Origin of the sequence: Thalassobacter stenotrophicus, from assembly GCF_001458315.1 — a bacterium.
GTDB lineage: Bacteria > Pseudomonadota > Alphaproteobacteria > Rhodobacterales > Rhodobacteraceae > Thalassobacter > Thalassobacter stenotrophicus.
Genome location: NZ_CYRX01000011.1, coordinates 172,841 through 197,704 on the forward strand (window position 1 = coordinate 172,841; position 24,864 = coordinate 197,704).

The following is a 24,864-nucleotide window of genomic DNA, read 5'->3' on the forward strand; positions in this document are numbered from 1 at the left end:
GACGCAGGCTCGTTATGTCTGTGTCATGACGTCAAAAACGCTCCTCCCCTCGCCCGAGGCCACCGCAGCATTTGCCGAAAGGCTGGCCGCTGAACTGACACCGGGGGACACGCTTCTCCTTGAGGGGCCGCTTGGCTCTGGTAAGTCGCACTTTGCGCGCTCTGTCATCCACGCGCTGCAAGCCAATGCGGACCAGCCACCCGAGGATGTGCCGTCGCCCACATTCACCTTGGTGCAGACCTATATCGCTGGCACGGCTGAGATTTGGCACGCTGACCTCTATCGCCTCACCGCGCCGGATGAGGTATTTGAGCTGGGCCTAGATGAGGCATGGCAAACCGCGATTTGCCTGATCGAATGGCCTGACCGTTTGGGCGACGCCGCCCCAGCTGGCGCCGTCACGTTGACCTTTGGGCATACGGATGATGACGACACGCGGACACTCATGATCACCGGCCCTCACAGCCCCCTGCGCACAAAAATCGAAGGCGCGCTGAATGACTAATCGCGCAGACGACATCACAGCCTTTTTGGCCCAAACCGAATGGGCCACCGCCAAACAACAGCCCTTGCAACAAGACGCCTCAAATCGGCGCTATGTCCGGCTGGTGCAGGACAATCGCCGCGCCATTTTGATGGATGCGCCCGCAAGCGCGGGTGAGGATGTGCGCCCCTTTGTCGACATCACAACCCGACTGCGCGACGCCGGGCTAAGTGCGCCTGAAATCTATGCACAAGACGTGGCGGCAGGACTGCTACTGCTTGAGGATCTGGGCGATGACCTCTTTGCCGACACGCTGGCCCGCGCCCCCGAGATGGAGGTTGAGCTGTACACCGCCGCCGTGGACGTTTTGATCGCGTTGCACCACCAAACACCTGCGCCGGGTCTTGCCCCCTATGACGCAGCCACAATGGGCCCACTCGCGGCACTGGCCGCAGTCTGGTACGCGCCGAGCCAAACGCTTGAAACCGAAATCGCCCAAACGGTTAGCACCCTCGCCGCTGATATCTTGCCCGAGCGGATGGGTATGATCCAACGGGACTATCACGCGCAAAATCTGCTGTGGTTGCCGGATCGCAGCGGCCTTTCCCGGGTTGGGCTGTTGGACTACCAAGATGCGATGCTTGGGCCGCTCGCCTATGATCTGGTGTCGCTGACGCTGGATGCGAGGCGCAATGTGGACCCAGCCATTCACACGGCCATGATTGCTCATTTTGCCGCCGGAACTGGCCAAACCGTGGACGCTGTCACCCGGCAAGCTGCACTTTGTGGGGCGCAGCGAAACCTGCGAATTCTGGGCGTTTTCGCCCGCCTTTGGGTGCGCGATGGCAAGGCCAATTACCTGTCGCTGCTGCCCCGTGTCTGGAGGCATTTGCAAACCTGTCTTGCCCATCCTGACCTTGCGCCACTGGCCACACTCTGCGCAGCACTGCCCGCGCCCGACGCCAATCACTTGGCCCAAATCAAGGCCCGGCGATGAATGTTATGATCTTTGCCGCGGGGCTTGGCACCCGGATGCGACCGCTAACGGAAACGACGGCAAAGGCGCTAATCCCCGTCGCAGGTCGCCCCCTTTTGGATCACGCGTTAGAACAAGCCCGCGCGGCGTTACCTGCCCAGATTGTCGTGAACGCCTACCACCATGCACAACAAGTTCAGGCGCACCTCTCGACCGAAGCCGATGTGACCTGCGTGGTCGAACCCAACCCGGTGTTGGAAACCGGCGGCGGGTTGCGCAATGCCCTGCCGTTGCTTGGGTCTGATCCGGTCATGACCCTCAACTCAGACGCGGTTTGGACCGGCCCATCGGCGGCCCAAACACTACGCGCCGCATGGGATCCAACCCGGATGGATGGGCTTTTGCTGCTGGTCCCCCTCGACCGCGCGCATGGCCGCAAAGGCGGCGGCGACTTTGCGATCACGTCAAGCGGCGCGCTGGTCCGCGACGCAGACGGGATGGTCTATACCGGGGCCGGGATCGTAAAAACCGCAGGCCTTGCGCACATCACAGATCAGGTGTTTTCCTTGCGGGAACTATGGGCGCCGATGGCCGCAGAAGGGCGCCTGCACGGCGTTGTGCATCCCGGCCACTGGGCCGATGTTGGCCACCCAGAGGGTATCACGCTCGCTGAAACCATGCTGCGGGAGCAAACGCGCCCATGACCTTGTTTTCCCCATCCGACACACCGCGCGTTTTTGCCGAACCCCTTGGCGTCGATTTCTCAGAAGCATTGGTGGCTGGACTGCGCACACGGCTTGCTGGGCAACCGCCCGAAGCAATCGCGCGGGTCACGATCCTCGTGAACACTCGCCGGATGGAGCGCCGCTTGCGCGAAGTTTTCCTCGCGACCGGCCACGGCTTTTTGCCCAAGTTGATGCTGGTCAGTGACCCGGCGGCACTGTGCCCGACCAACCCGCTGCCAAACGCTGTCTCGCCCCTGCACCTACGGCTGACGGTGTCACATTTGGTTGGACGGTTGCTGGACGCGGCACCGGATTTGGCCCCGCGCAGCGCGGCCTTCGACCTTGCGGGCAGCCTATGCGATTTGCTGGGCGAAATGCAGGAAGAGCGCGTACCCACATCCGCCCTCAACGCGATTGAGACCGGGACACTCTCGGCACATTGGGAACGCTCACTGACCTTTCTCGACATCGTCACGCGCTACCTCGCGCTTGATGGCACGCACCCTGAACTGATCACCCCCGAGGCGCGCCAAGCCGCGGCACTCAACGCGCTTTTTGCCCGCTGGGATGCGCACCCCCCGCAGGATCCGATCCTTGTGGCCGGCTCAACCGGGTCGCGCGGCCCCACGTTGCGACTGATGGAACGGATCGCAAGCTTGCCCCAAGGCGCGCTGATTCTGCCCGGCGTGGACCAAACGCTCTCGCCCACACTGTGGCGTGGCTTCGTGGCGCAAGGCTCTGAGGATCATCCGCAATTTCGCTACGCGGCCCTGTGCGATGGGGTCGGCATTGATCCTGCGCAACTGCCGCAATGGTCCGCGCATAGCCCAAATGCGCCAGAGCGTACGCGGCTTTTGTCGCTCGCGCTGCGACCTGCGCCCGTAACGGACCAATGGCGCGCCGAGGGGCCCGCCCTGCGCCCTGACCTTGCGGCGGCCACCTATGGCATGACCTTGCTAGAAGCTCGCACCCCACGCTCGGAAGCCATCACTATCGCCCTGCGATTGCGCCAAGCGGTCGAGGACGGCACGCGCGCGGCATTGATTTCACCGGATCGGGTGCTGACACGGCAGGTCACATCCGCGCTAAACCGATGGGGCATCACCCCCGATGACAGCGCGGGCGCACCCTTGGGCCTTAGCGCGCCGGGCCGCTTGTTGCGCATGGTTGCCCAAATGATGGGGCGCCCCATGACGCCGGAGCGGCTTCTTGCGCTGCTCAAACACCCGCTGACACATTCGGGGCGCGATGACCGGGGCCAACACCTGTTGTTCACACGTAACCTTGAACTCGACCTGCTGCGCCGGGGGTGCCCCTTTCCGGACCGCACTACCGTCACCCAATGGCTGACGGATCGTAAAACACCCACGCCTGAGACTTTGCCAACGTGGGTCGCATGGCTGTGTGACCTTTTGGATTTATGCGCCGCCGAAGCCCCGGATCGCCCACTGGCAGATCATCTTAGGGCCCATATCGCGCTGTGCGAACGCCTGTGTGCGGGGCCTGACGCCGCGGGCGCGGGCGAGTTGTGGGAAAAGGCCCCCGGCATTGAGGCCGCCGCAACCATCGCAGCCCTGCGCACCGATGCAGGCCAAGATGGCCCGGACATGACCCTTGCGGAATACGGCACGATCCTGTCGACAGTCCTACAGGCCGGTGAGGTCCGCGAACCCTTTACCGGCCACAGCAACGTGATGATTTGGGGCGCGATGGAGGCACGGGTCCAAGGTGCCGATCTGGTGATCTTGGCCGGGCTGAACGATGGTGTCTGGCCTGATCTGCCAACACCGGACCCTTGGATGAACCGCAAAATGCGCATGGATGCGGGCCTGCGCACACCCGACAGGCGCATTGGTCTATCGGCCCATGATTTCCAACAAGCTATCGCAGGCAAACAAGTCTGGCTCACGCGGTCTTTGCGCGACGCGGAGGCGGAAACCGTGCCCTCCCGCTGGTTGAACCGGCTGACGAACCTTCTGCGCGGATTGGCCCCCGAAGGCCCCGATGCGCTTAGGTCGATGACCGATCGTGCCACCCCTTGGACCCTGCAGGCAGAGGCGCTTGACCGGCCCGAAACCACCACTCCGCGCGCCCCGCGTCCCGCGCCTGCCCCGGTTTTGGCCGCCCGTCCGCGGCAACTATCCGTGACCCGCATCCAGACGCTGATCCGCGACCCATACGCCATTTATGCTGCCAACGTGCTGAACCTGCGCGCCCTTGATCCCCTGCGCCAAACGCCAGACGCCCCGCTGCGCGGCACGATCATCCATGCTGTCATGGATCGGTTTACCGCCGCCACCCAGGACGGGCTGCCCACAGACCCATTACCGCTATTTGAGCGCATCCTAACAGACACCCTAACCGAGCAAGCCCCCTGGCCCGCTGCTCGACGCCTATGGCGCGCCAAACTCATGCGGATCGCGCCTCAGTTCTTGGCGCGTGAAACCGAACGCAGGGCCCATGCGACCCCCGCACTGACCGAGGAACGCGGCCGCATCACCTTGCCCGAAATTGACTTTACCCTGTCAGCCGAAGCCGACCGGATCGACACACTGCCGGATGGGCGTGTGTGGATTTATGACTACAAAACCGGTCAGATTCCATCGGCCAAAGTGCAAACGTTCTTTGACCGTCAAATGCCGCTTGAGGCGCTGATCGTTGAGGGCGGTGGCTTCAAAACCCTTGGGGTGCGAGATGTTGCAGGCATGACCTACATCGGGCTTGGCTCTGCGGCCAAAGACCTTGAGGTCAATATGAACCCCGTCGTGGATGATACGCAGGTTGATCTACTGCCTGAAACACGCGCCGGATTGATCCGCCTGATCAGCAGCTACGACAGCCCCGATCAGGGCTACATTTCGCACCGCGCAATGGACGGCGTGACATACGAAAGCGACTACGCGCACCTTGCCCGCCGGGGCGAATGGGACGACACGGCCCCCGCCACATTGATCCGAGTAGGTCGGGAGGAGAACGCGCCATGACCCACCCTGCCTCTGCCGCGCAAATCGCGGCCGCCAACCCCGGCACATCTACGTGGCTTTCCGCAAACGCAGGTTCTGGCAAAACGCGCGTTCTGACAAACCGTGTGGCTTGGCTGCTGCTCGAGGGCACCCCGCCCGAGCGTATCCTGTGCCTGACCTACACCAAGGCCGCCGCCGGTGAGATGCAGAACCGTCTGTTCGCACAACTGGGCGCGTGGGCCATGATGGAGGACGCGGAGCTGCGCGCCGAGTTGTCCGAAATGGGTGTGCCAGACAGCTCTGAGGTACCGCTGGACCACGCGCGCACCCTGTTTGCCCGCGCGATCGAAACCCCCGGCGGGCTGAAAATTCAAACGATCCACGCATTTTGCGCCTCGCTCCTGCGGCGATTTCCGCTTGAGGCTGGTGTCTCGCCCCAATTCTCGGAAATGGACGACCGCGCGGGCGCCTTGCTGGCCGCAGAAACCCTAGAAGAACTGGTCGCCACCCCCGAAGGCACCGCCTTGTTCGACGATGTCGCCCAGCACCTGACCGACCAAGACGCTGAGAAATTCTGCGCCCAGATCATCAAATCACGCGACCATTTCGCACGCGCCCGATCCCGCGCTGATATCTTTGCGGCCTTTGGTCTGGATGAAGCTGACGATGTCATGGCGCAGGCGCTGACGCCCGAGGTTTTGCATGACTTCAACACGATGCGCGGCGCGTTGCAGGGCGTTGACAGCAAGACGATGGTCGCCCTCGCCGAACGGCTCGCGCCGCTTGACCTGAACCACGCCTCGCAAGAGGTGTTAGAGGCATTTCTAAATACCTTCCTGACAGGCAAGTTTGAACTGCGCAAAAACCCGGTCACCGCGCCCGTCCTCAAAAAACTTGATCCCAATATGATCGAGGATCTCAAAGAAGTCGCACGCGCCGCCCATGAACGGCGTGGCAGGCAGGCTGCGGCGGCGCAAACGGCAGCGCTTCATGCCTTTGCCGCGCCCTATCTTGCCCGGATTGAGGACCGAAAAGCCGCGCGCGGTTGGCTCGATTTCGATGACCTGATCCAGAAAACGCGCGCACTTTTGTCCCGCTCAGACGTAGCGCAATGGGTGCTCTTCAAGCTCGACGGCGGGATCGATCATATTTTGGTGGATGAGGCCCAAGACACCTCGCCCGTGCAATGGGACGTGATCACCGCCTTGGCCGCCGAATTCGCCAGCGGCGAGGGCGCGCGGTCGGATGTAGCCCGCACGCTGTTCGTGGTGGGCGACAAAAAGCAGTCGATCTATTCGTTCCAAGGGGCGGCCCCCGAAAAATTCGACGAAATGCGGGAAACATTCGCCGAGCGTTTGGCGGCGGTTGATGCGCCCTTCCAATCGCGTGAGCTGCAATATTCCTTCCGCTCTGCCCCAACGATTTTGAACCTTGTGGACGCGACCTGCGGCGGTGGCCGCGCGCCCGGTACGGGCTCCAAGGTGCTGCACACTGCATTTTTTGAAGACAAACCAGGACGCGTAGACCTGTGGCCCGTGATCCCGTCGCTGGGCGAGGCTGACCCAGATCGCGCGTGGTTTGACCCCGTGGATCGCCCCGCCCGCAACGACCCAAAGGTGCTGATGGCCGAGCGGGTCGCCGCACAGATCGAACAGATGCTGAGCGATCACACCCTGATCACCGTGGGCAAGGAACGCAGGCCTGTTCAGCCCGGCGATATCGTCATTCTGCTGCAACGCCGTAAGGAACTGTTCAACCTGATCCTTGAGAAATGCAAAGCACGGAACCTGCCGCTTGCGGGGGCGGATGTGCTGCGGATTTCGGGGGAAATGGCGGTCAAAGATTTGACCGCGCTTTTGTCGTTTCTCGCGACGCCCGAGGATGATCTGTCCCTCGCTGCTGTCCTACGTTCACCGCTGTTTGGATGGTCTGAGGATGATCTGTTCCGCCTCGCGCATCCCCGTGGCAAAGCCTTCCTGTGGGAGGCATTGCGCCGCCGTGGCACGCCAGAAAACACCGTGACCGAGCTGCAAGAACTGCTGCGCGTTGCCGATTTTCTGCGCCCCTACGAGCTGCTCGAACGGGTGCTAACCCGCATGGGCGGACGGCGCAGGTTTCGGGCGCGGTTGGGCGATGAATGCATCGAGGCGCTGGACGCGCTGCTGCAACAAGCCCTGACCTATGAGCAAAACGATGTGCCCAGCCTGACCGGCTTTTTGACGTGGCTCGACGCCGAAGAAATCAAGATAAAACGGCAGATGGATGCCCGCGCCGGCCTGATCCGGATCATGTCTGTGCATGGGGCCAAAGGGCTTGAAAGTCCGGTTGTGATCCTACCGGAGTGTCAGTTCATCAAGGCCCAAGGCGCGCCCCGCTTTGTAGAGGGGCCGGACGATCTGCTTGCGTGGAAACCCGGCGCGTCCCTGACCCCGCCGGAGCTGGCCGAACAGGTCGAGGCCAAGGCCATGGCACAGCAGGACGAAAAAGACCGCCTGCTGTACGTCGCCATGACCCGGGCCGAAAGCTGGCTGATCGTTGGTGCCGCCGGGGAGTTGGGCAAGGACCCGACAGCCTCGTGGTACGGCAAGATCGAAGAGGGCATGCGTGATTTGGGCGCCGAGCCGCTGACCATGGACGGTGAGCAAGGCTTGCAGCTTATCTCGGGGGATTGGTCTGACGCGACCGAAACCGCCCCGACCGTGGCCGCGCCGATGCCCCCGCTCAATGCGATCTACCGCGCAGAGGCCCCCGGCCCGATTGCGACGGCGCAAACGCGCTCCCCCTCTGACTTGGGCGGAGCCAAGGCCTTGTCTGGCGAAGGGTTGACCGAGGACATCGCCAAGCTGCGTGGGACATTGATCCACCTATTGTTGGAACATCTGACTGACGTGCCGCCATCAGACTGGGACGCAGCCGCGCGCCATCTTTTGGCCGGGGCCACCAACGGCCACCCCGACCTGAACCCTGATCACCTGATCCAAGAGGCGGTCGGCACCCTCAATGCGCTGCCACACGTTTTTGCCCCCGACACATTGTCCGAGGTCGCCATAAGCGCGCCGCCCCTGCCGGGCGATGACCGCGTGCTATATGGCGTGATCGACCGTCTTCTGGTCACCCCATCCGAAATCATTTGCGCCGACATCAAAACAAACGCCGTCGTTCCCGACACCCCGCAGGCCGTGCCACTGGGCCTATTGCGGCAAATGGGGGCCTACGCGCAGGCGCTCGCGCCGCTGTACCCGGATCGAAAGATCACCCCGGCCATCGTCTGGACACGGACTGCCAGCCTTATGGTCCTACCCCATGATCTGGTAACCGCTGCGTTACAAACTACCGTGGATGGTTGACGCCGCTGCGTGCCATTCCTAGGTTTCGACCCAACGCGCGACTCATCCCGGGTCGCCCATTTTAAGGACAGACATCATGGCAACCGTTGCTGTATCCGACGACACATTTGATACCGAAGTCCGCCAGTCCGACATCCCTGTCGTGGTGGATTTCTGGGCCGAGTGGTGTGGTCCCTGTAAACAAATCGGCCCCGCACTTGAGGCGTTGTCGGAGGAATACGAAGGCCGCGTGAAAATCGTCAAAGTGAACGTAGACGAAAACCCGAACTCCCCCGCACAGATGGGCGTTCGCGGCATCCCGGCTCTGTTCATGTTCAAAGACGGCGAAGTTGTTTCCAACAAAGTTGGCGCCGCTCCTGCGGCAGCTCTCAAAAGCTGGATCGAAGAGAGCGTCTAAGCCTCTTTCGGACATAATCGAATATCAAACCGCCGGGCCCTACAGCCCGGCGGTTTTGCGTTGCGGGCCACAGAAACGTTTCCTTTTGGATGCGCGTTGGCTTGGCACAATGGCCACAGCCGCACACGCCAGCACCCCAGTTCAACGAAAACGCCTGGCGCCTTTTCAAAAAGCTGGGGAGGCCGATGGAAATGTCGTTAACACGGATGAATTCCCCACCCTCGACAGCAAAAAACAATAACCTCAGCCCACGAAAAAGCCCGGACAGATCGCTCTGTCCGGGCCACTCGTCATACGCAGCAGACTGCGGTTAAATTAGGAATTGGCGAACTCGGGATATGCTTCCATCCCCAACTCTGCCTTGTCCAAGCCGACCAGCTCGTCTTCCTCAGAGACGCGGATGCCCACGATTGCCTTGAGGATGATCCACACGATCAGCGCGCCAACGAAGGTGAACACGCCGTATGCCGCGATACCCAGAAGCTGTGTGCCCAGAGCCGCGTCACCGTTGTAGAAGATGACCGCGATTGTGCCCCAGATACCGGCAAACAGGTGAACCGGAATGGCACCAACGACGTCGTCGATCTTGAGCTTGTCCAGCAGTGGCACTGCGAGGACGACGATCACACCACCTACGGAACCGATCCACAGTGCGCCGAACAGTGTCGGGGCAAGGGGTTCAGCCGTGATCGACACGAGGCCGGCCAGCGCACCGTTCAAAACCATGGTCAGATCGGGCTTTTTGTAGAGCAGCTGTGTCATGACCAACGCGGTCACCGCACCAGCGGCCGCAGCCATGTTGGTGTTGGCAAAGATGCGCGACACGTCGGACACATCACCCACGGTGCCCATCGCAAGCTGCGAACCACCGTTAAAGCCGAACCAGCCGAGCCACAGGATGAACGTACCGAGTGTGGCGAGTGCCAAGTTGGAACCAGGCATCGGGGTGACTTTGCCTTCTTTGGAGTATTTGCCCAAGCGTGGTCCGAGGATGATCGCACCGGCCAGAGCGGCCCAGCCACCTACGGAGTGTACAACAGTCGAACCAGCAAAGTCGGAGAACCCAGCTTCGGACAACCAGCCGCCGCCCCACTGCCAGGACCCGGAAATTGGGTACATAACGCCGGTCAGGATGACGACGAAGGCAAGGAAGGGCCACAGTTTGATCCGCTCAGCCAGTGCGCCAGATACGATGGACGCAGTCGCCGCAACAAACACCAGCTGGAAGAAGAAATCCGAACCGATGGAGGCGTAATCCAGCGCGGCATCCGCAGCGGACACGCCAACGGGGTCCAGCACGGTTGGCACGAAGAACGAACCGACGTAGCCGTTGAAATCACCGGGGTACATCAAGTTGAAGCCGATCAACCAGTACATGATCGCCGCCACAGAATAGAGCGCGATGTTTTTGGTCATCTGCATGGTCACGTTCTTGGACCGGACAAGGCCGCCCTCAAGCATCGCAAAGCCCGCGGCCATAAAGAACACCAAAAAGCCAGCCATGCAGAACAGCAGGGTGGTCATGATGTAGGGGCCGATTTCATCGAAGGAGGGCGCAGCCTCCTGCGCGAAAGCCGCAGCGGGCAACGCCGCCAAGGCTAGGGTGGAAAGAAGCACTTTAGTTTTCATTGGTTATTCCCCTATGTCTCTGGCTTACAGAGCGTCGTCGTTGGTCTCGCCGGTGCGGACCCGAACGGCTTGGTTTACGTCCAGAACAAAGATTTTGCCGTCACCGATTTTATCGGTTTTGGCGGTGCTTTGGATGGTCTCAACGACTTGGTCGGCCATGCCGTCCGCCACCACGAGCTCCAGTTTGACTTTCGGCACGAAGTTCACGGCGTATTCTGCGCCACGGTAAATTTCCGTATGTCCCGACTGTGAGCCGAAGCCCTTAATTTCCGTCACCATCATGCCGCGCACGCCGAGAGTGGTCAGCGCTTCGCGGACCTCCTCAAGCTTGAACGGCTTGATTGCTGCAATAATGAGTTTCACGTTTCTCACCCTTCCGGTTTTTTGTTTTGCCCCCGCCCTTGGGGAGTCCACAGGCTCAAAACATGGGCAACCGCGTCGGTTCGCAACGGAATGGGGGGTGCTTTCTGCAACCAGAGGGCGAGTTACGCGTTTATGTGCACAAAAAAGCGACTTTGCTCATTTTTTGAGCGACGCGTTAAGAAATCGCTCATCAACTTTCGGTCTACATCCGAGTCGCCACGCGGTATGCTGCGCAAAACTCCGCCGAAAAGGCGACACACGAGCGAGGCAGTATGGCGAACTCTGGCAAAAGGCGTCCACTTGTGGCTGATCGACGGCCGCCAGCGCCAAAGCGGAAAAAACCCGCAAAGGCAAAGCGTGGCGGCTTTTTCAGGCGACTTTTTACGTTTTCTAAACGGACAAAGGCGCCAAAGCGCAGCGCGCGGACGCAAAAACCGCGCACGTTTATGGGTCGCATCAAGATGCTGTTCACAGGGCTGCTTCGCCTGATCTTGCGGCTCATTTGGGGCATCACATGGCGGGTATCGGTCATTGGTGCGCTGATTCTTGCCTGCGCCGTCGCGATTTCCTACCAAAGCATCCCGACAATGGCCGAGCTTAAGGATGGTCGGCACCGGGGTTCCGTAACGTTTTATGATCGCAACAACGCCGTCTATGCGTGGCGCGGCGATCAATTTGGCGGCCCCGTCAGCTTTGCCACTGTCTCACCCCACCTCGTAAACGCGGTCGTGGCGACCGAAGACAGACGGTTCTACCGCCACTTTGGCGTCAGCCCGCGCGGCATCGCATCCGCGATCCGGATCAACCTACGCGAAGGGCGCGGACCTTTGTCCGGCAACGGCGGCTCGACCATCACCCAACAGGTGTCCAAGCTGGTGTGCCTAGGTGATCCGTATCTGCCGTCCAGCGGGATGACCGAGGCTGAGTATGAAGCGCAATGCCGGGTCGGCTCCGTTTGGCGTAAGCTAAAGGAAGTGCCCTTCGCCATGGCGATGGAGTGGAAGTTCACCAAGGAAGAAATCCTCGCCGTCTATTTGAACCGTGCCTATCTGGGCGCCGGAGCCCGTGGGTTTGAGGCCGCGAGCCAGCGGTATTTCAACAAATCCGCGATGGAGGTCCGCCCCGCCGAAGCCGCAATGCTGGCCGGGCTTCTTGTTGCGCCCTCCTACTATGCGCCCACCCGCAACCTTGAACGCGCCCAGCGCCGGGCGCGCACGGTTTTGCGGCTAATGCATGAGCAGGGCTATTTATCCTCGGCCCAATATGCCCAAGCGCAGGCTAACCCCGCGACCCTATCCACCGCAGCACGCGACCAATCCGGCAATGCGTTTGCCGATTGGGTCATGAGCAAAGCCCCCTCGTTCCTGACCCGCGACACGACCGAAGATGTCGTTCTGCGCACCACCTTCGACCAACGCATCCAACAGGCCGCCGAAGACGCGCTGGAACTGGTGTTTGAGACAAAGGTCCGCGAAGGATCCAACGCACAAGCCGCCATTGTCGTGATGAGCGCGGATGGCGCGGTGCGCGCGATGGTCGGTGGCCGCAATACCCTACGCGCAGGCCAATTCAACCGTGCGACACAGGCGATGCGGCAAACCGGATCCGCGTTCAAACCGTTCGTCTACGCCGCTGCCCTTGATCTCGGCTATCGCTATGACAGCACGATCACCGACGCCCCCTTGGCCATCAAAGTTCCGGGCTCCGGCACCTACAGTCCTGCAAACTACACAAATGAGTTCTTTGGCGACGTCGATCTGACATTTGCACTGGCACAGTCGCTGAACGCGGCAACAGTCGCACTATCCGAGGATATCGGCCGCGACGTGGTGCGCACCGTGGCCGAGCAGTTTGGCATCAACAGCGACCTTGCCCAAGGGCCGGCACTCGCGCTTGGAGTTTCCGAAAGCACGTTGGTGGAAATGACCGGTGCCTATGCGGGCATCCTCAACGGCGGCACCTCCGTTACGCCCTACGGTCTTTTGTCATTGTCCCTGCGCGCTGACCCCACCCCACTGATAGGACAGGAGGGTGGATTGGGTGAACGCGTGATCCAAGAACGCTCCGCCCGGCAGTTGGTCTATATGATGCACCAGGTTGTCCAGACCGGGTCCGGCGGGCGGGCTCAACTGCCCGATGGTCGCCCCGCTGCCGGCAAAACGGGCACAACGCAGGCGGCGCGCGATGCGTGGTTCATCGGGTTCACGGGTGATTATGTGACCGGCGTCTGGATGGGATATGACGACAACACCCCCTTGTCCGGCGTCACGGGCGGCGGCCTTCCGGCTGAAATTTGGCGCGAAACGATGGTCCGAGTGCATGATGGCCTACCGATCAGCCCATTGCCCATGATCGACGCCACCACAGATCGACGCCCCGCCCCGCAGCCCCAACCATACAGCGCCCCACAGGGCCAGGATCGGCTTGAGCGGTTTTTGTTGGATGCGCTGGGTGCTATTTTGGGGAACTAATCCACGGGTAGCGCCAATCAGGCCAGCATTATAGAACGGCCTGCGCGAACGCGCGGTCACCACTGTTGCCCAATAGTTCAGGCACCTCTGCGCGTGGAAGCCAGTGGACCTCGTGCAGCGGCTCAAGCGGCGGGCCGACCCGCAGCGTGGGCCGCGCCATATAAATGTGGCACAGCTTTTCCGCCCACAGGTCGTATTCCGGCATATAGACAAACCGCCGAAACGCCCCCAATCGGCGCGGTGCCGCAATGCGGTAACCCGTTTCCTCATAGACCTCACGGTGCAGGGCACGCAGCGGACATTCGCCCGGATCCATGCCGCCACCGGGCAGCTGAAACTCATCCTCATCGCCCAATTGTCGGGTGATCAGCACACGATCCCCCAACGGCAAAAGCGCATATGCACCAGGTCGCAGGGTATAGCGGCGAGCCCGAAGCGGGGCGGGACCAAAGCGAGGGATCATGGCGGCAACTCATAGGGGGCTTGGATCGGGGCGGCAGGGCGCCTATATGCTCCCCCTATGCCAGCCGATACAAGGTAAGGAAAGCCCATGACCACAGGCACTCAAATCGCCTGGGATGACACCGTGTTGCCGTTCCAACTCGACGCTTCAGATATCCGCGGCCGCGTGGCGCGGCTGGACGGAGTATTGGAAAACGTCCTCAAACAACATGACTACCCCCCGCAAGTCGAGGCATTGGTGGCCGAGATGGCCCTTTTGACTGCGCTCATCGGGCAAACCATCAAACTGCGCTGGAAGCTGTCGCTTCAGGTCCGCAGCGATGGCCCCGTGCGTATTCTGGCGACCGATTACTACGGCCCCACCGCCGAAGGAGAGCCCGGCCAGATCCGTGCCTATGCCTCTTATGACAAGGACGCGCCGCTGGACGTGGGCAATATCTTTGACCTCGTGGGCAAAGGCTACTTTGCGATCCTGATCGACCAAGGCCAAGACATGGCCCCCTACCAAGGCATCACGCCCTTGGCGGGCGGCTCTTTGTCCTCCTGCGCCGAGACGTATTTCGCACAGTCCGAGCAAATCCCGACTCGCTTTGCGCTTAGCTATGGGCGCAGCACGCTGCCCGGCGAAGAATCCGCTTGGCGCGCAGGGGGTGTGATGTTGCAGCATATGCCCAAAGCGTCGCCGCACGTTACGGGTGAAGGCGGTTCTGGCGACGCAGGCCTGCTGGCCGCCACAGATATCCTCAGCGAGGATGAGGGCGAAAACTGGACCCGCGCCAACGTTCTGCTCGATACGGTCGATGATCTGGAACTGATCGGGCCAACCGTTTCACCGACTGAGCTGTTGACCCGCCTGTTCCATGAGGAACAGCCCCGCGTCTATGAGGCCACCGGCGTACGCTTTGGCTGCACCTGCTCAGAGGAACGTGTGCGGACGTCCCTGTCGATTTATTCGGCCAAGGACATCGCGCATATGACCACAGATGAGGGCACCGTTACCGCAGACTGCCAGTTCTGTGGCGCGCATTACACCTTTGCGCCCAATACACTGGGGTTTGAGGCAACGGACAAACCTGATGCTTGATATCAATGCCCTCCGCGCCGCTTGTGCCGCGGAGGGCACCGGGTCGTCCGACTACGACCTATCGCCAGAGGTTGCCGCCCCCGCGGGGCGCACCCTGCGTGCCGCCGCCGTGTTGATCGCCGTTCAAGACAGCACGCGCGGGCTGGAACTGGTGCTGACCAAACGGTCCTCCAAGCTCAAACACCATCCCGGCCAGATCGCCTTTCCCGGCGGCAAAGTGGACGGGGATGAGGATGACATCACAGCCGCCCTTCGCGAAGCACGCGAAGAAATCGGCTTAGCGGGTGCAGATGTGCTGGGCACCCTTCCCCCGCATGAAACGGTCACCGGCTTTAACGTCACGCCCGTACTAGCACATATCCCGGCCCCCTTCGCCCCGGTGCCGGAGCCGGGTGAGGTGGAAGAAGTTTTTAACGTGCCCATGAGCCACGTCATGACGCCCGCGAATTACATCATTGAGCGGCGCATGTGGCGAGGCAACTGGCGTCAGTTTTATACGGTCCCTTATGGGCCATACTACATCTGGGGCGCCACCGCGCGGATGCTGCGCGGTCTGGCGGAACGGCTATGAACATCGCGGGCACATGGTTAAGCGCGCCGGGCACCCAAGAGGTGTTTGCCCGGCTCAGCGCCTATCAGGCCTATGCCGTGGGCGGCTGTGTACGCAACGATCTGTTAGGCATACCGGTCCATGATGTGGACATCGCAACCTCGGCCACGCCGCACCAAGTGATTGAAGCCTGTGACGGCCTCAAGGTCGTGCCGACGGGTATAGATCACGGCACGGTCACCGTCATCGCCGCTGGCATCCCGCACGAAATCACCACCTTTCGTCGCGATGTCGAAACCGATGGCCGCCGGGCCACCGTCGCCTTTGGCACTGACATCGCACAGGACGCAGCCCGGCGTGATTTCACGATGAACGCGCTTTATGCCAACGCTGCCGGTGAGGTTATTGATCCGCTGGGTGGCCTGCCCGATCTGCGCGCGCGGCTCGTGCGGTTCATCGGCACCCCACAGGCTCGTATCCAAGAAGATTACCTGCGCATCCTGCGGTTCTTTCGGTTCACCGCGCTGTATGGCGATAGCCTTGATGCAGAAGGGCTGGCCGCATGTGCGGAACTCGGCGACGGCTTGTCCGGACTTAGCCGTGAGCGCGTCGGCCATGAGATGCGCAAACTCCTCGCCGCGCCCGACCCTGCCTCCGCAGTGGCTGCAATGGCACAGGCGGGGTTGTTGCAACGTATCCTACCCGGTGCAGACACACGCGCGCTTGCGCCCCTGATCCACCTGGAAACAACGCCGGATTGGACAGTGCGCCTTGGGGCACTGGGCGGCGACCCAAGCGGTCTGCGCCTCTCAAAGGCAGAGGCCAAGCGCCTCGCGCGCCTCAGGGAAGCTGCGACATCGACCCAGTCGCCTTTCGCGCTTGGGTATGAACTGGGGGTTACGGATGGCTTGTACGCGCTCACCCTACGGGCCGCCCTGTTGGAGCAACCGATGGTGACGGATGGCCTTGCGGACGGGGCTGCGGCGACGTTTCCGGTCAAGCCTGCGGACCTTGCGCCGCTGACCGGGCCGCAACTGGGCGCAGCACTGGCAACCGCGCGCGCGCGATGGCTGGCAAGCCGCGGAACACTGGACGCGCGCGCCCTGCTGAATGGCCTCGACACGCCCAAGCAATAGCGGCACAAACGCCCGCATGTTTCTATTGACCGATCCCCTCTATGCCTTTGTCCTTGCGGGTCTATTCTCGCCCGGGCCAAACGTAATCCTGATCACCTCCTCGGGCGCGCGCTTTGGGTTCAAGGCCACGCTGCCCCACGTTTTGGGCGTCGTGGTGGGGGTGGGCATCACCGCGGGTCTGACCGCCCTTGGGATTGGCGCGCTTTTGTTGGCCGCCCCCGCGTTGGAATGGGGGCTCAAGCTGATTGCGGGCGGCTGGATCACCTACATGGCCTACAAGCTGGCCATGGCCAAACCATCCGCCACACCCAACCCGGATGAGCGTCCGTTTACCTTTGTGCAGGCGATCTTGTTCCAATGGGTCAACCCCAAAGTCTGGGCCGTCGCACTCGCAGCCTCTGCCGGGTTTGCGTCCAACCTGCCCCCCCTCCAAGAGGCGCTGCGCATCGGATCCGCCTTTTCCGGCACTAACTTTTTTGTCTGCCTGTTTTGGTCCGCCGCAGGCACCCTTTTGGCCTATCTGCTTCAGACCCCAACCGCATGGCGGGTGTTTAACCTTGTGATGGCGGCCGCCCTTCTGGCATCGGCGGTCATGGTTTTTCTGAGCTGAGGGATTATATTCGCATCAAAGGACCAAATCCCATGATGCGCTTTTTCGAAAACCTGGTGGACCCTTACGTCCCCTACCGGGAAACTGACACGCCGCCCAAGCGGTTGTGGCCGTTCCTGTGGGATCTGTCCCAGCCCTTCAAACGCATCTTCGCTTTTGCCGCCCTAACGTCGGTATTGGTCGCGATGGTCGAGATCGGTTTGATCTTTTACATGGGTCGTCTCGTTGACTTACTGTCGGATCAGACACCGACCCAAGTCTGGCAGGCCCACGGAACCGAGTTGATTGTCGCGGGCGTATTTGTCTTGGTTCTGCGCCCCGCAGTCCAAGCGCTAAACGTCATGCTACTGAACAACTCGATCCTGCCGAATTTTGGCACGCTGATCCGGTGGCGCGCGCACCGGCAGGTTCTGCGCCAATCCGTCGGCTGGTTTGAAAATGATTTCGCCGGCCGGATTGCGAACCGTATCATGCAAACGCCCCCTGCTGCAGGCGAGGCCGTGTTTCAAATCTTTGACGCGATTACCTTTGCGCTGGCCTATCTGATCGGCGCGGCAGTGCTGTTGTTTGATGCCGACCCTCGCCTTTTGCTGCCGCTTTTGGCGTGGTTTGGGCTTTATGGCGCGCTGGTCCGCTGGACCATGAAAAACGTGGGCCCCGCGTCCAAAGCCGCATCAGATGCGCGGTCCATGACGACAGGGCGCGTGGTGGACAGCTACACCAACATCCACTCTGTCAAATTGTTCGCCCAGCACGAGCAGGAGGTCGACTACGCCCGCGACGCCATCGAATACACCCGACAGACATTTGCGCGTGAAATGCGGATTTTCACCGTTATGGACGTGGTTCTTACGCTGTTAAACGGGTTGCTGATTGTTGGGGTGGTCGCCTGGGCCATCGCGCTCTGGATGCAGGGCACTGCCTCCGTCGGAGTTGTCGCAGCGGCCACCGCGCTGACCCTGCGGCTGAACGCGATGACCGGGTGGATCATGTGGGCTTTGTCATCGTTTTTCCGCAACTTGGGCGTCGTGGCCGAGGGAATGGAGACAATTTCCCAGCCCATCACGCTGGTTGATGCCAAAGACGCCAAGCCGCTAAATCTCACCAAAGGTGAGATCACAATGGACGCGCTGACCCACCACTATGGACGCGGCGCGGGGGGCTTGGATCAAATCTCTCTCACGATCAAACCCGGTGAAAAAGTTGGCCTTATCGGGCGGTCAGGGGCGGGAAAATCGACCCTCGTGAAACTGCTTTTACGGTTTTATGACACCGAGGGCGGCCGCATTTTGATCGACGGCCAAGACATCGCCCACGTCACCCAAGACAGCCTGCGCAGTGAAATTGGCATGGTCCAACAGGACAGCTCGCTCTTGCACCGATCCGTTGCGGATAACATCCGCTACGGCCGTGACGGTGCCAGCATGGACGACATCATCGCCGCCGCCAAACAGGCCGAGGCGCATGAATTCATCCTCGAACTAGAGGACCCCGAGGGCCGCAAAGGCTATGAGGCCGAGGTCGGCGAGCGGGGCGTCAAGCTATCGGGCGGGCAAAGGCAGCGGGTCGCATTGGCCCGCGTGATCCTAAAAAACGCACCAATCCTTGTGCTGGATGAGGCGACAAGCGCCCTCGATAGTGAAGTCGAGGCCGCCATTCAGGACACCCTTTATGGCATGATGGAAGGCAAGACAGTGATCGCGATTGCCCACCGCCTTTCAACAATCGCCAAGATGGACCGCATCCTTGTGCTGGACGATGGCCGCATTGCGGAGCAAGGCCGGCACGAAGATTTGCTGGCAGAAGGCGGGCTATATGCCAGCTTTTGGGCGCGGCAATCCGGCGGGTTTATTGCCACGGAGGCAGCAGAATGATGCAGCAAGTGGCCGCGCGCCTTGGCAACCTGATCGACCCGTTCAAACCCGCAGATGGCCCACCGCCGCGCACGCTTTGGGCGTTCTTCAAATGGTGCCTCGCAGGGACGTGGCCCGTATTGATCGTGGCATTCGGAGTGTCTGCTCTTGCGGGCGCGACCGAGGTGATCTCCGCCTTTTTGCTGGGTGCCGTGATCGACAGCGCGGTATCAACCGGGCCCGCCACGTACTTTGCAGACAACTGGCCCCTTTTGCTCGTCTTTGTTGGGTTTTTCCTGCTGATCCGGCCGCTTTTGTTTGGCACATCCGCAGCATTCAATGGGATCGTCGTGCCCCCCAACGTCTATCCGCTGGTGCAATCGCGGCTGCACCGCTGGACACTGGGCCAAGCCGTTTCGTTCTTTGACAACGATTTTGCGGGGCGGATCGCCTCCAAACAAATGCAGACAGCGCGGGCGCTGACGGACGTCACGAATGAGTTCATCAACGTCGTGGCCTTTGCCCTCGCGACCCTGATCGGCTCGACCCTTTTGCTGACGACAATCGACGCGCGGATTGCTGGTGCGCTGGTGATTTGGCTGGTCGGTTATTTCCTGATGATCCGCTGGTTCATGCCCCGTATCCGGATCAGGTCACGTGACCGCGCGGGCGCTCGCGCCATGGTCACGGGTCAAGTTGTGGACACGATCACCAACATCAAAACCGTCAAGCTGTTCGGCCACATGGACCATGAGGACCGCGCCGCCCTCGATGCCATGAGCACGCTACGCGGCAAGGCTCTCGCCTTTGGGAAGCTTTCGACTGGGTTTCGCTTTGCCCTGATGACGACAGCGGGTGTTTTACCCGTGCTGCTGATTGGGGGTGCGACTTGGCTATGGACGCTTGGCGTCACAACCCCCGGTGACATCGCCGCCGCTGGCGCCGTGTCGATCCGCATCGCGCAGATGACCGGTTGGGTTAGCTTTACGCTGATGGCGATGTACGCCAACGTGGGCGAAGTTGAAGATGGGATGCGCACCCTGACCGCGCCGCAAACCCTGCTGGACCGCGCAGATGCGCGGGAGTTGGACACGGCCAAGGGAGCTGTTGCGTTCAAGGACGTCACTTTCACTTATGGCCGCGAGGAAGGCGGCGTTCAGGACATCGACCTCTCGCTCACGCCCGGTGAAAAGTTGGGCTTGGTCGGGGCGTCGGGGGCGGGGAAATCCACCTTGGTCAGCCTTCTATTGCGCCTTCAGGACCCCGAGGACGGCACGCTCACGCTGGACGGTCACGACCTGCGCGATCTGACCCAGCAATCCCTGCGCCAACAGATCGGCATGGTCACGCAGGAAACCGCGATGTTCAATCGCTCCGCGCTAGACAACATCCGCTACGGCAAGCCCGATGCAACCCGTGACCAAATCGAGGCCGCCGCCCGTGCCGCCGAGGCCCATGACTTCATCCTTGGCCTCAAGGATCACAAGGACCGCACGGGCTATGACGCGCATCTGGGGGAACGGGGCGTGAAACTGTCGGGCGGGCAACGCCAACGGATCGCTCTGGCCCGTGCTATCCTAAAGGACGCGCCCGTTTTGGTGCTGGATGAAGCGACATCCGCCCTCGACAGTGAGGTTGAGGCCCAAATCCAAACTGCCCTAGAGCGCGTGATGGAAGGCAAAACCGTCATCGCCATCGCCCATCGGCTCAGCACCATCGCCCGTATGGACCGCATCGTTGTGATGGACCAAGGTCGTATCGTGGAACAAGGCAGCCACGCTGAGTTATTGGCGCAGGATGGGCTGTATCGCCGATACTGGGACCGACAGTCAGGTGGATTTATCGGGGTGGCTGAAGCCGCCGAATAGACCTACAAGCGCGCCATGGACATCAAGATCACACGTTTAGGCCACCTCGGCGATGGCATCGCAGAGGGGCCGCTATTTGCGCCCCGCACTCTCCCTGATGAGGTAGTCACTGGCACACCGCAGGGCGACCGGCTGACGGACATTCGGATCGTCACCCCATCAGAGCATCGGGTCAAAGCGCCTTGTGCGCATTATAACGCCTGCGGTGGCTGCGCGTTGCAGCACGCAAGCGACGATTTTGTGGCTGGGTGGAAACGACAGGTCATTCAAACCGCCCTCGCCGCCCAAGACCTGAACGTGTCACCCGAGCCGACACTCACGAGCCCGGCAGGCACGCGCCGGCGCGGTACCCTACACGGCAAGCGCACGAAAAAGGGCGCGTTGGTCGGGTTTCATGCCCGCGCGGCCGAAACCATCACGCCGGTGCCGAACTGCTTGTTGCTGGACCCCGTCATTTTGGCCGCGATCCCAACGCTGGAAACCTTGACCCGGATCGCCGCATCCCGCGCGGCGGAAGTGGCCTATCACCTGACGGTCTCGGACGCGGGCCTCGACCTTGCGATTGAGAACGCCAAGCCACTGGACGCAAGCATCCGCCAAGAGTTGCCATCCTATGTTGCCGCCTTTGCCCGCGTCACATGGAACGGTGAGCCTGTGCTCCAAGCCGCAGCCCCCGGCGTACGCTTTGGCACCGCCCGCGTCGTGCCGCCCCCCGGCGCGTTCCTACAGGCCACGCCCGAGGGTGAGAGCGCCCTTGTGCGCGCCGCTATGGACGCAATCGGTTCGGCATCCCGGGTGATTGATCTGTTCAGCGGATGTGGGACGTTCACGTTCCCCGCCGCCGCACAGGCGTCCGTGCACGCAATGGAAAGCGAACAGACCCTTTTGGCCGCGCTGGATCACGGCGTGCGCCACAACCAAGGCCTTAAGCCCATCACGACCGAGCGTCGCGACCTGTTCCGCAACCCCGTCTTGCCCGAAGACCTAACGAAGTATGACGCGGCCATCATCGACCCGCCCCGCGCAGGCGCCGAGGCTCAGGTGGCCGAACTGGCCCAAAGCAGCATCCCGCGCATCGCGTTTGTGTCGTGCAACCCCGTGACCTTCGCCCGCGAAGCCGCCACGTTGGTGCAGGCGGGCTATACCCTCAATTGGGTCCGCGTCATTGACCAATTCCGTTGGTCGCCACATATCGAAACCGTGGCTTCATTCTCCAAGGACTGATCTTTATGCGCCAAGCGCTTGAACACTTTTTGCTCGGCAAAGCCTTTCGCACGTTCATTATCGCCGTCATCGTGTTCAACGCGATCATCCTTGGGATGGAAACATCCCAAACGCTGATGGATCGTTTTGGGCCACTGATCCTGATGCTCGACACCATCTGTCTGAGCATCTTTGTGATTGAAATTGTGCTCAAACTGTTCGCGATGGACCGTCGGTTTTTCAAAGATGGCTGGAACATCTTTGACTTTGCGATTGTTGCTGTCGCGCTGATGCCCGCAACCCAAGGACTGTCGGTCCTACGGGCACTGCGCATCCTGCGGGTCCTGAAACTGATCACCGCCGTGCCCAGCCTCAAGCGCGTGGTAGAGGGACTGTTCAAAGCACTGCCCGGCATGGCTTCGGTGTTTGGGTTGATGACCCTGATTTTCTACATCGGCGCTGTGATGGCCACGAAACTGTTCGGCGCGGGCTGCCCCCTTTGCACCCCGGAGCAGGCCGCAAATTTCGACGAATGGTTCGGTACGCTGGGGCGCTCTGGCTATTCGCTATTTCAGATCATGACACTGGAAAGCTGGTCCATGGGAATCGTCCGCCCTGTGATGGATGTCTATCCGCACGCATGGGCATTTTTCGTGCCGTTCATCCTGATCACGACTTTTGCGGTGGTGAACCTTGTGGTCGGCCTTGTGGTGAACTCGATGCAAGAGGCCTCGGAGGTCGAAACCACCGAAGCCACGGATGCCTACCGCGATGAAGTTTTGGATCGCCTCAAGGCGATTGAAGCGCGCTTGAGTGAAAAGTGAGGCCGTTTAGGCCCGCTTTTCCAGCACCTTAACACCCAAGACATTGAGGACCTTCGCCTCAATATGCTCGGCATTCATTGCGGCGATTTCGTACATGTCGTGTGGATTGGCTTGATCGATGAACGTGTCGGGCAAGACCATTGAGCGGAACTTAAGTCCGTCATCAAACACGCCTTCCTCGGCCAAAAGCTGGGCAACGTGGCTGCCAAAGCCGCCGATGGCGCCCTCTTCGATCGTGATCAGCGCCTCGTGATCAGCGGCCAATTGCAAGATCAGGTCTCGGTCCAATGGCTTGGCAAAACGCGCGTCGGCGATAGTGGGTTTGAGCCCTCGATCTGCCAACCGCTCGGCGGCTTCCTTCACCTCTTCGAGGCGGGTGCCAAAGGACAACAGCGCCACGCGTTCGCCCTGCGCGATCATCCGGCCTTTGCCAATTTCTAGTGGCGTGCCCCGCTCAGGCAGATCAACCCCAACGCCCTCACCCCGTGGGAAACGGAAGGCAATCGGTCCGTCATCATGGGCAACGGCGGTGGCAACCATATGGACCAACTCGGCCTCATCCGCGGCGGCCATCACGACCATGCCCGGAAGGGACGACATATAGCCAATGTCGAAGGTGCCCGCGTGGGTCGCGCCATCCGCGCCGACCAAGCCGGCGCGATCAATCGCAAAACGCACGGGCAAACGCTGGATCGCCACGTCGTGGACAATCTGGTCATAGCCCCGCTGCAAGAAAGTGGAATAAATCGCGCAGAACGGCTTCATCCCGCCTGCCGCAAGGCCCGCGCAGAATGTGACGCCGTGTTGTTCAGCAATGCCAACGTCAAAGGTGCGCTTGGGGAAACGATCACCAAACAAATCAAGCCCCGTGCCATCCGGCATCGCCGCCGTGATCGCGACGATCTTGTCGTCCCGCTCCGCCTCTTTGATCAGGCTTTGGGCAAAGATCTTCGTGTAGCTGGGCGCGTTGCTGGGCGCCTTTTTTTGCTCACCCGTGATCATATCGAACTTAGCCGTTGCGTGGCCCCGGTCGGGGCGATCCTCGGCGTAACCTTTGCCCTTTTGGGTCACAGCATGGATCAGGATCGGGCCATCGGCACGCGCCTTGACGGTGCGCAGAACGGACAACAATTGATCCATATCGTGGCCATCAATCGGGCCGACATAGGAAAACCCCAACTCCTCAAACAGGGTGCCGCCAACCGCCATGCCCTTGAGCATTTCTTTGGCCCGCTTAGCCCCTTCTTGGAAGGGCTCGGGCAGCATGCGGACAGCACCCTTGGCCGCAGCCTTAAAGTCCTGGAAAGGCTGGCCCGCATAGAGCCGGCTGAGATAGCTAGACATCGCGCCAACGGGTGGGGCGATGGACATCTCATTGTCGTTCAGGATGACGATCAACCGTGTGCCTTCATGGCCTGCGTGGTTCAGCGCCTCATAGGCCATGCCCCCCGACAGCGCCCCGTCGCCGATGACGGCAATAGCATCGCCCACCGTTTCGGAGCCGAGATCGCGCGCGACAGCAAAGCCCATAGCTGCCGAGATTGAGGTCGAGGAATGCGCCGCGCCAAAGGGGTCATAGGGGCTCTCAGAGCGTTTGGTGAACCCCGACAAACCGTCTTTTTGACGGATCGTCAGCATGCGGTCACGCCGCCCCGTCAGGATTTTGTGCGGATAGCACTGGTGGCTGACGTCCCAGATCAACTTGTCACGCGGGGCGTCAAACACGGCGTGAATGGCGACCGTCATCTCAACCACGCCCAGACCCGCACCCAAGTGACCCCCCGTCTGGGAAACCGACCAGATCGTTTCCTTGCGCAGCTCGGTGGCAAGGCGGGTCAGGTCAAAGTCACTCAGGCCCTTCATGTCGGCGGGCCCGGCGATCCGGTTTAGCAAAGGTGTCTCGGGACGGTCCGACATCG

General features: G+C 61.2%; 19 protein-coding genes. 15 read left to right on the forward strand and 4 right to left on the reverse strand.

Features of this window, described 5'->3' with window-relative positions; translation table 11 throughout:
* The first annotated feature begins 25 nt into the window (after positions 1–25).
* The 6 genes from tsaE (at position 26) to trxA (ending at position 8,892) form a co-directional block, all read left to right on the forward strand.
* A complete protein-coding gene (tsaE, locus tag THS5294_RS05380) occupies positions 26–505 on the forward strand; it encodes a tRNA (adenosine(37)-N6)-threonylcarbamoyltransferase complex ATPase subunit type 1 TsaE (protein ID WP_058122925.1) in 480 nt (159 codons plus the stop codon).
* Positions 498–1,481: an aminoglycoside phosphotransferase family protein gene (locus THS5294_RS05385; RefSeq protein WP_058122926.1), complete on the forward strand. Its 984-nt coding sequence runs from the start codon at positions 498–500 to the stop codon at positions 1,479–1,481. Before tsaE ends, THS5294_RS05385 begins: the two co-directional genes overlap by 8 nt.
* On the forward strand, positions 1,478–2,164 hold the full coding sequence (locus tag THS5294_RS05390) for a nucleotidyltransferase family protein (protein ID WP_058122927.1): 687 nt from the start codon (positions 1,478–1,480) through the stop codon (positions 2,162–2,164). Before THS5294_RS05385 ends, THS5294_RS05390 begins: the two co-directional genes overlap by 4 nt.
* Positions 2,161–5,169 (forward strand): double-strand break repair protein AddB, encoded by a 3,009-nt coding sequence (addB, locus tag THS5294_RS05395; RefSeq protein WP_058122928.1) that lies wholly within the window; start codon positions 2,161–2,163, stop codon positions 5,167–5,169. The genes THS5294_RS05390 and addB overlap by 4 nt, the downstream gene beginning before the upstream one ends.
* Positions 5,166–8,495, forward strand: a complete 3,330-nt coding sequence (addA, locus tag THS5294_RS05400; RefSeq protein WP_058122929.1) for a double-strand break repair helicase AddA — start codon at positions 5,166–5,168, stop codon at positions 8,493–8,495. Before addB ends, addA begins: the two co-directional genes overlap by 4 nt.
* Positions 8,496–8,571: 76 nt before the next feature.
* A complete protein-coding gene (gene trxA / locus THS5294_RS05405; protein ID WP_038005607.1) occupies positions 8,572–8,892 on the forward strand; it encodes a thioredoxin in 321 nt (106 codons plus the stop codon).
* A 315-nt stretch (positions 8,893–9,207) separates the two neighbouring features.
* Here trxA and THS5294_RS05410 read toward each other — a convergent pair whose 3' ends face one another.
* Positions 9,208–10,521, reverse strand: a complete 1,314-nt coding sequence (locus THS5294_RS05410; protein ID WP_038005605.1) for an ammonium transporter AmtB — start codon at positions 10,519–10,521, stop codon at positions 9,208–9,210.
* 24 nt (positions 10,522–10,545) lie between these two features.
* A complete protein-coding gene (locus THS5294_RS05415; RefSeq protein WP_038005603.1) occupies positions 10,546–10,884 on the reverse strand; it encodes a P-II family nitrogen regulator in 339 nt (112 codons plus the stop codon).
* Between the two features lie 272 nt (positions 10,885–11,156).
* Here THS5294_RS05415 and THS5294_RS05420 point away from each other — a divergent pair, with 272 nt between their 5' ends.
* Complete coding sequence (locus THS5294_RS05420; protein WP_058122930.1) at positions 11,157–13,355, forward strand: transglycosylase domain-containing protein; 2,199 nt, start codon at positions 11,157–11,159, stop codon at positions 13,353–13,355.
* 28 nt (positions 13,356–13,383) lie between these two features.
* Here the strand turns inward: THS5294_RS05420 and THS5294_RS05425 are convergent, their stop codons facing one another.
* Positions 13,384–13,818 carry an NUDIX domain-containing protein gene (locus THS5294_RS05425; RefSeq protein WP_058122931.1) on the reverse strand — a complete coding sequence of 145 codons (435 nt, stop codon included), beginning with the start codon at positions 13,816–13,818 and terminating at the stop codon, positions 13,384–13,386.
* An 87-nt stretch (positions 13,819–13,905) separates the two neighbouring features.
* On the opposite strand from THS5294_RS05425, the gene hslO reads away from it, so the two are divergent.
* From hslO to THS5294_RS05465, 8 genes are read left to right on the forward strand one after another with little or no spacing between them, the layout of a single operon-like run.
* A complete protein-coding gene (hslO, locus tag THS5294_RS05430; protein ID WP_038005598.1) occupies positions 13,906–14,901 on the forward strand; it encodes an Hsp33 family molecular chaperone HslO in 996 nt (331 codons plus the stop codon).
* Positions 14,894–15,472: an NUDIX hydrolase gene (locus THS5294_RS05435; RefSeq protein WP_058122932.1), complete on the forward strand. Its 579-nt coding sequence runs from the start codon at positions 14,894–14,896 to the stop codon at positions 15,470–15,472. The genes hslO and THS5294_RS05435 overlap by 8 nt, the downstream gene beginning before the upstream one ends.
* Positions 15,469–16,587, forward strand: a complete 1,119-nt coding sequence (locus THS5294_RS05440; protein ID WP_058122933.1) for a CCA tRNA nucleotidyltransferase — start codon at positions 15,469–15,471, stop codon at positions 16,585–16,587. The genes THS5294_RS05435 and THS5294_RS05440 overlap by 4 nt, the downstream gene beginning before the upstream one ends.
* Before the next feature lie 16 nt (positions 16,588–16,603).
* Complete coding sequence (locus tag THS5294_RS05445) at positions 16,604–17,197, forward strand: LysE family translocator (protein WP_038005980.1); 594 nt, start codon at positions 16,604–16,606, stop codon at positions 17,195–17,197.
* Positions 17,198–17,229: 32 nt separating this feature from the next.
* Positions 17,230–19,071, forward strand: coding sequence for an ABC transporter ATP-binding protein (locus THS5294_RS05450; protein WP_058122934.1), 1,842 nt, complete (start codon positions 17,230–17,232; stop codon positions 19,069–19,071).
* Positions 19,068–20,918, forward strand: coding sequence for an ABC transporter ATP-binding protein (locus THS5294_RS05455; protein WP_370736571.1), 1,851 nt, complete (start codon positions 19,068–19,070; stop codon positions 20,916–20,918). The genes THS5294_RS05450 and THS5294_RS05455 overlap by 4 nt, the downstream gene beginning before the upstream one ends.
* A gap of 15 nt (positions 20,919–20,933) precedes the next feature.
* A complete protein-coding gene (locus THS5294_RS05460) occupies positions 20,934–22,142 on the forward strand; it encodes a class I SAM-dependent RNA methyltransferase (protein WP_058122935.1) in 1,209 nt (402 codons plus the stop codon).
* Between the two features lie 5 nt (positions 22,143–22,147).
* Entirely contained in the window at positions 22,148–22,945 is a 798-nt protein-coding gene (locus tag THS5294_RS05465) for an ion transporter (RefSeq protein ID WP_058122936.1), read from the forward strand.
* A gap of 6 nt (positions 22,946–22,951) precedes the next feature.
* On the opposite strand, the gene dxs is transcribed toward THS5294_RS05465, so the two are convergent.
* Positions 22,952–24,862, reverse strand: a complete 1,911-nt coding sequence (gene dxs / locus THS5294_RS05470) for a 1-deoxy-D-xylulose-5-phosphate synthase (protein ID WP_058122937.1) — start codon at positions 24,860–24,862, stop codon at positions 22,952–22,954.
* Positions 24,863–24,864 lie beyond the last annotated feature (2 nt).

Excerpts from the sequence above, each read along its gene's own strand:
- THS5294_RS05440 (WP_058122933.1), top strand. The coding sequence starts at position 15,469 with ATGAACATCGCGGGCACATGGTTAAGCGCGCCGGGCACCCAAGAGGTG.
- THS5294_RS05435 (WP_058122932.1), top strand. The coding sequence starts at position 14,894 with ATGCTTGATATCAATGCCCTCCGCGCCGCTTGTGCCGCGGAGGGCACC.
- hslO (WP_038005598.1), top strand. The coding sequence starts at position 13,906 with ATGACCACAGGCACTCAAATCGCCTGGGATGACACCGTGTTGCCGTTC.
- THS5294_RS05455 (WP_370736571.1), top strand. The coding sequence starts at position 19,068 with ATGATGCAGCAAGTGGCCGCGCGCCTTGGCAACCTGATCGACCCGTTC.
- THS5294_RS05385 (WP_058122926.1), top strand. The coding sequence starts at position 498 with ATGACTAATCGCGCAGACGACATCACAGCCTTTTTGGCCCAAACCGAA.
- THS5294_RS05465 (WP_058122936.1), top strand. The coding sequence starts at position 22,148 with ATGCGCCAAGCGCTTGAACACTTTTTGCTCGGCAAAGCCTTTCGCACG.
- dxs (WP_058122937.1), bottom strand. The coding sequence starts at position 24,862 with ATGTCGGACCGTCCCGAGACACCTTTGCTAAACCGGATCGCCGGGCCC.
- trxA (WP_038005607.1), top strand. The coding sequence starts at position 8,572 with ATGGCAACCGTTGCTGTATCCGACGACACATTTGATACCGAAGTCCGC.
- addB (WP_058122928.1), top strand. The coding sequence starts at position 2,161 with ATGACCTTGTTTTCCCCATCCGACACACCGCGCGTTTTTGCCGAACCC.
- THS5294_RS05425 (WP_058122931.1), bottom strand. The coding sequence starts at position 13,818 with ATGATCCCTCGCTTTGGTCCCGCCCCGCTTCGGGCTCGCCGCTATACC.
- THS5294_RS05460 (WP_058122935.1), top strand. The coding sequence starts at position 20,934 with ATGGACATCAAGATCACACGTTTAGGCCACCTCGGCGATGGCATCGCA.
- THS5294_RS05445 (WP_038005980.1), top strand. The coding sequence starts at position 16,604 with ATGTTTCTATTGACCGATCCCCTCTATGCCTTTGTCCTTGCGGGTCTA.
- THS5294_RS05410 (WP_038005605.1), bottom strand. The coding sequence starts at position 10,521 with ATGAAAACTAAAGTGCTTCTTTCCACCCTAGCCTTGGCGGCGTTGCCC.
- THS5294_RS05450 (WP_058122934.1), top strand. The coding sequence starts at position 17,230 with ATGATGCGCTTTTTCGAAAACCTGGTGGACCCTTACGTCCCCTACCGG.
- addA (WP_058122929.1), top strand. The coding sequence starts at position 5,166 with ATGACCCACCCTGCCTCTGCCGCGCAAATCGCGGCCGCCAACCCCGGC.
- tsaE (WP_058122925.1), top strand. The coding sequence starts at position 26 with ATGACGTCAAAAACGCTCCTCCCCTCGCCCGAGGCCACCGCAGCATTT.
- THS5294_RS05390 (WP_058122927.1), top strand. The coding sequence starts at position 1,478 with ATGAATGTTATGATCTTTGCCGCGGGGCTTGGCACCCGGATGCGACCG.
- THS5294_RS05420 (WP_058122930.1), top strand. The coding sequence starts at position 11,157 with ATGGCGAACTCTGGCAAAAGGCGTCCACTTGTGGCTGATCGACGGCCG.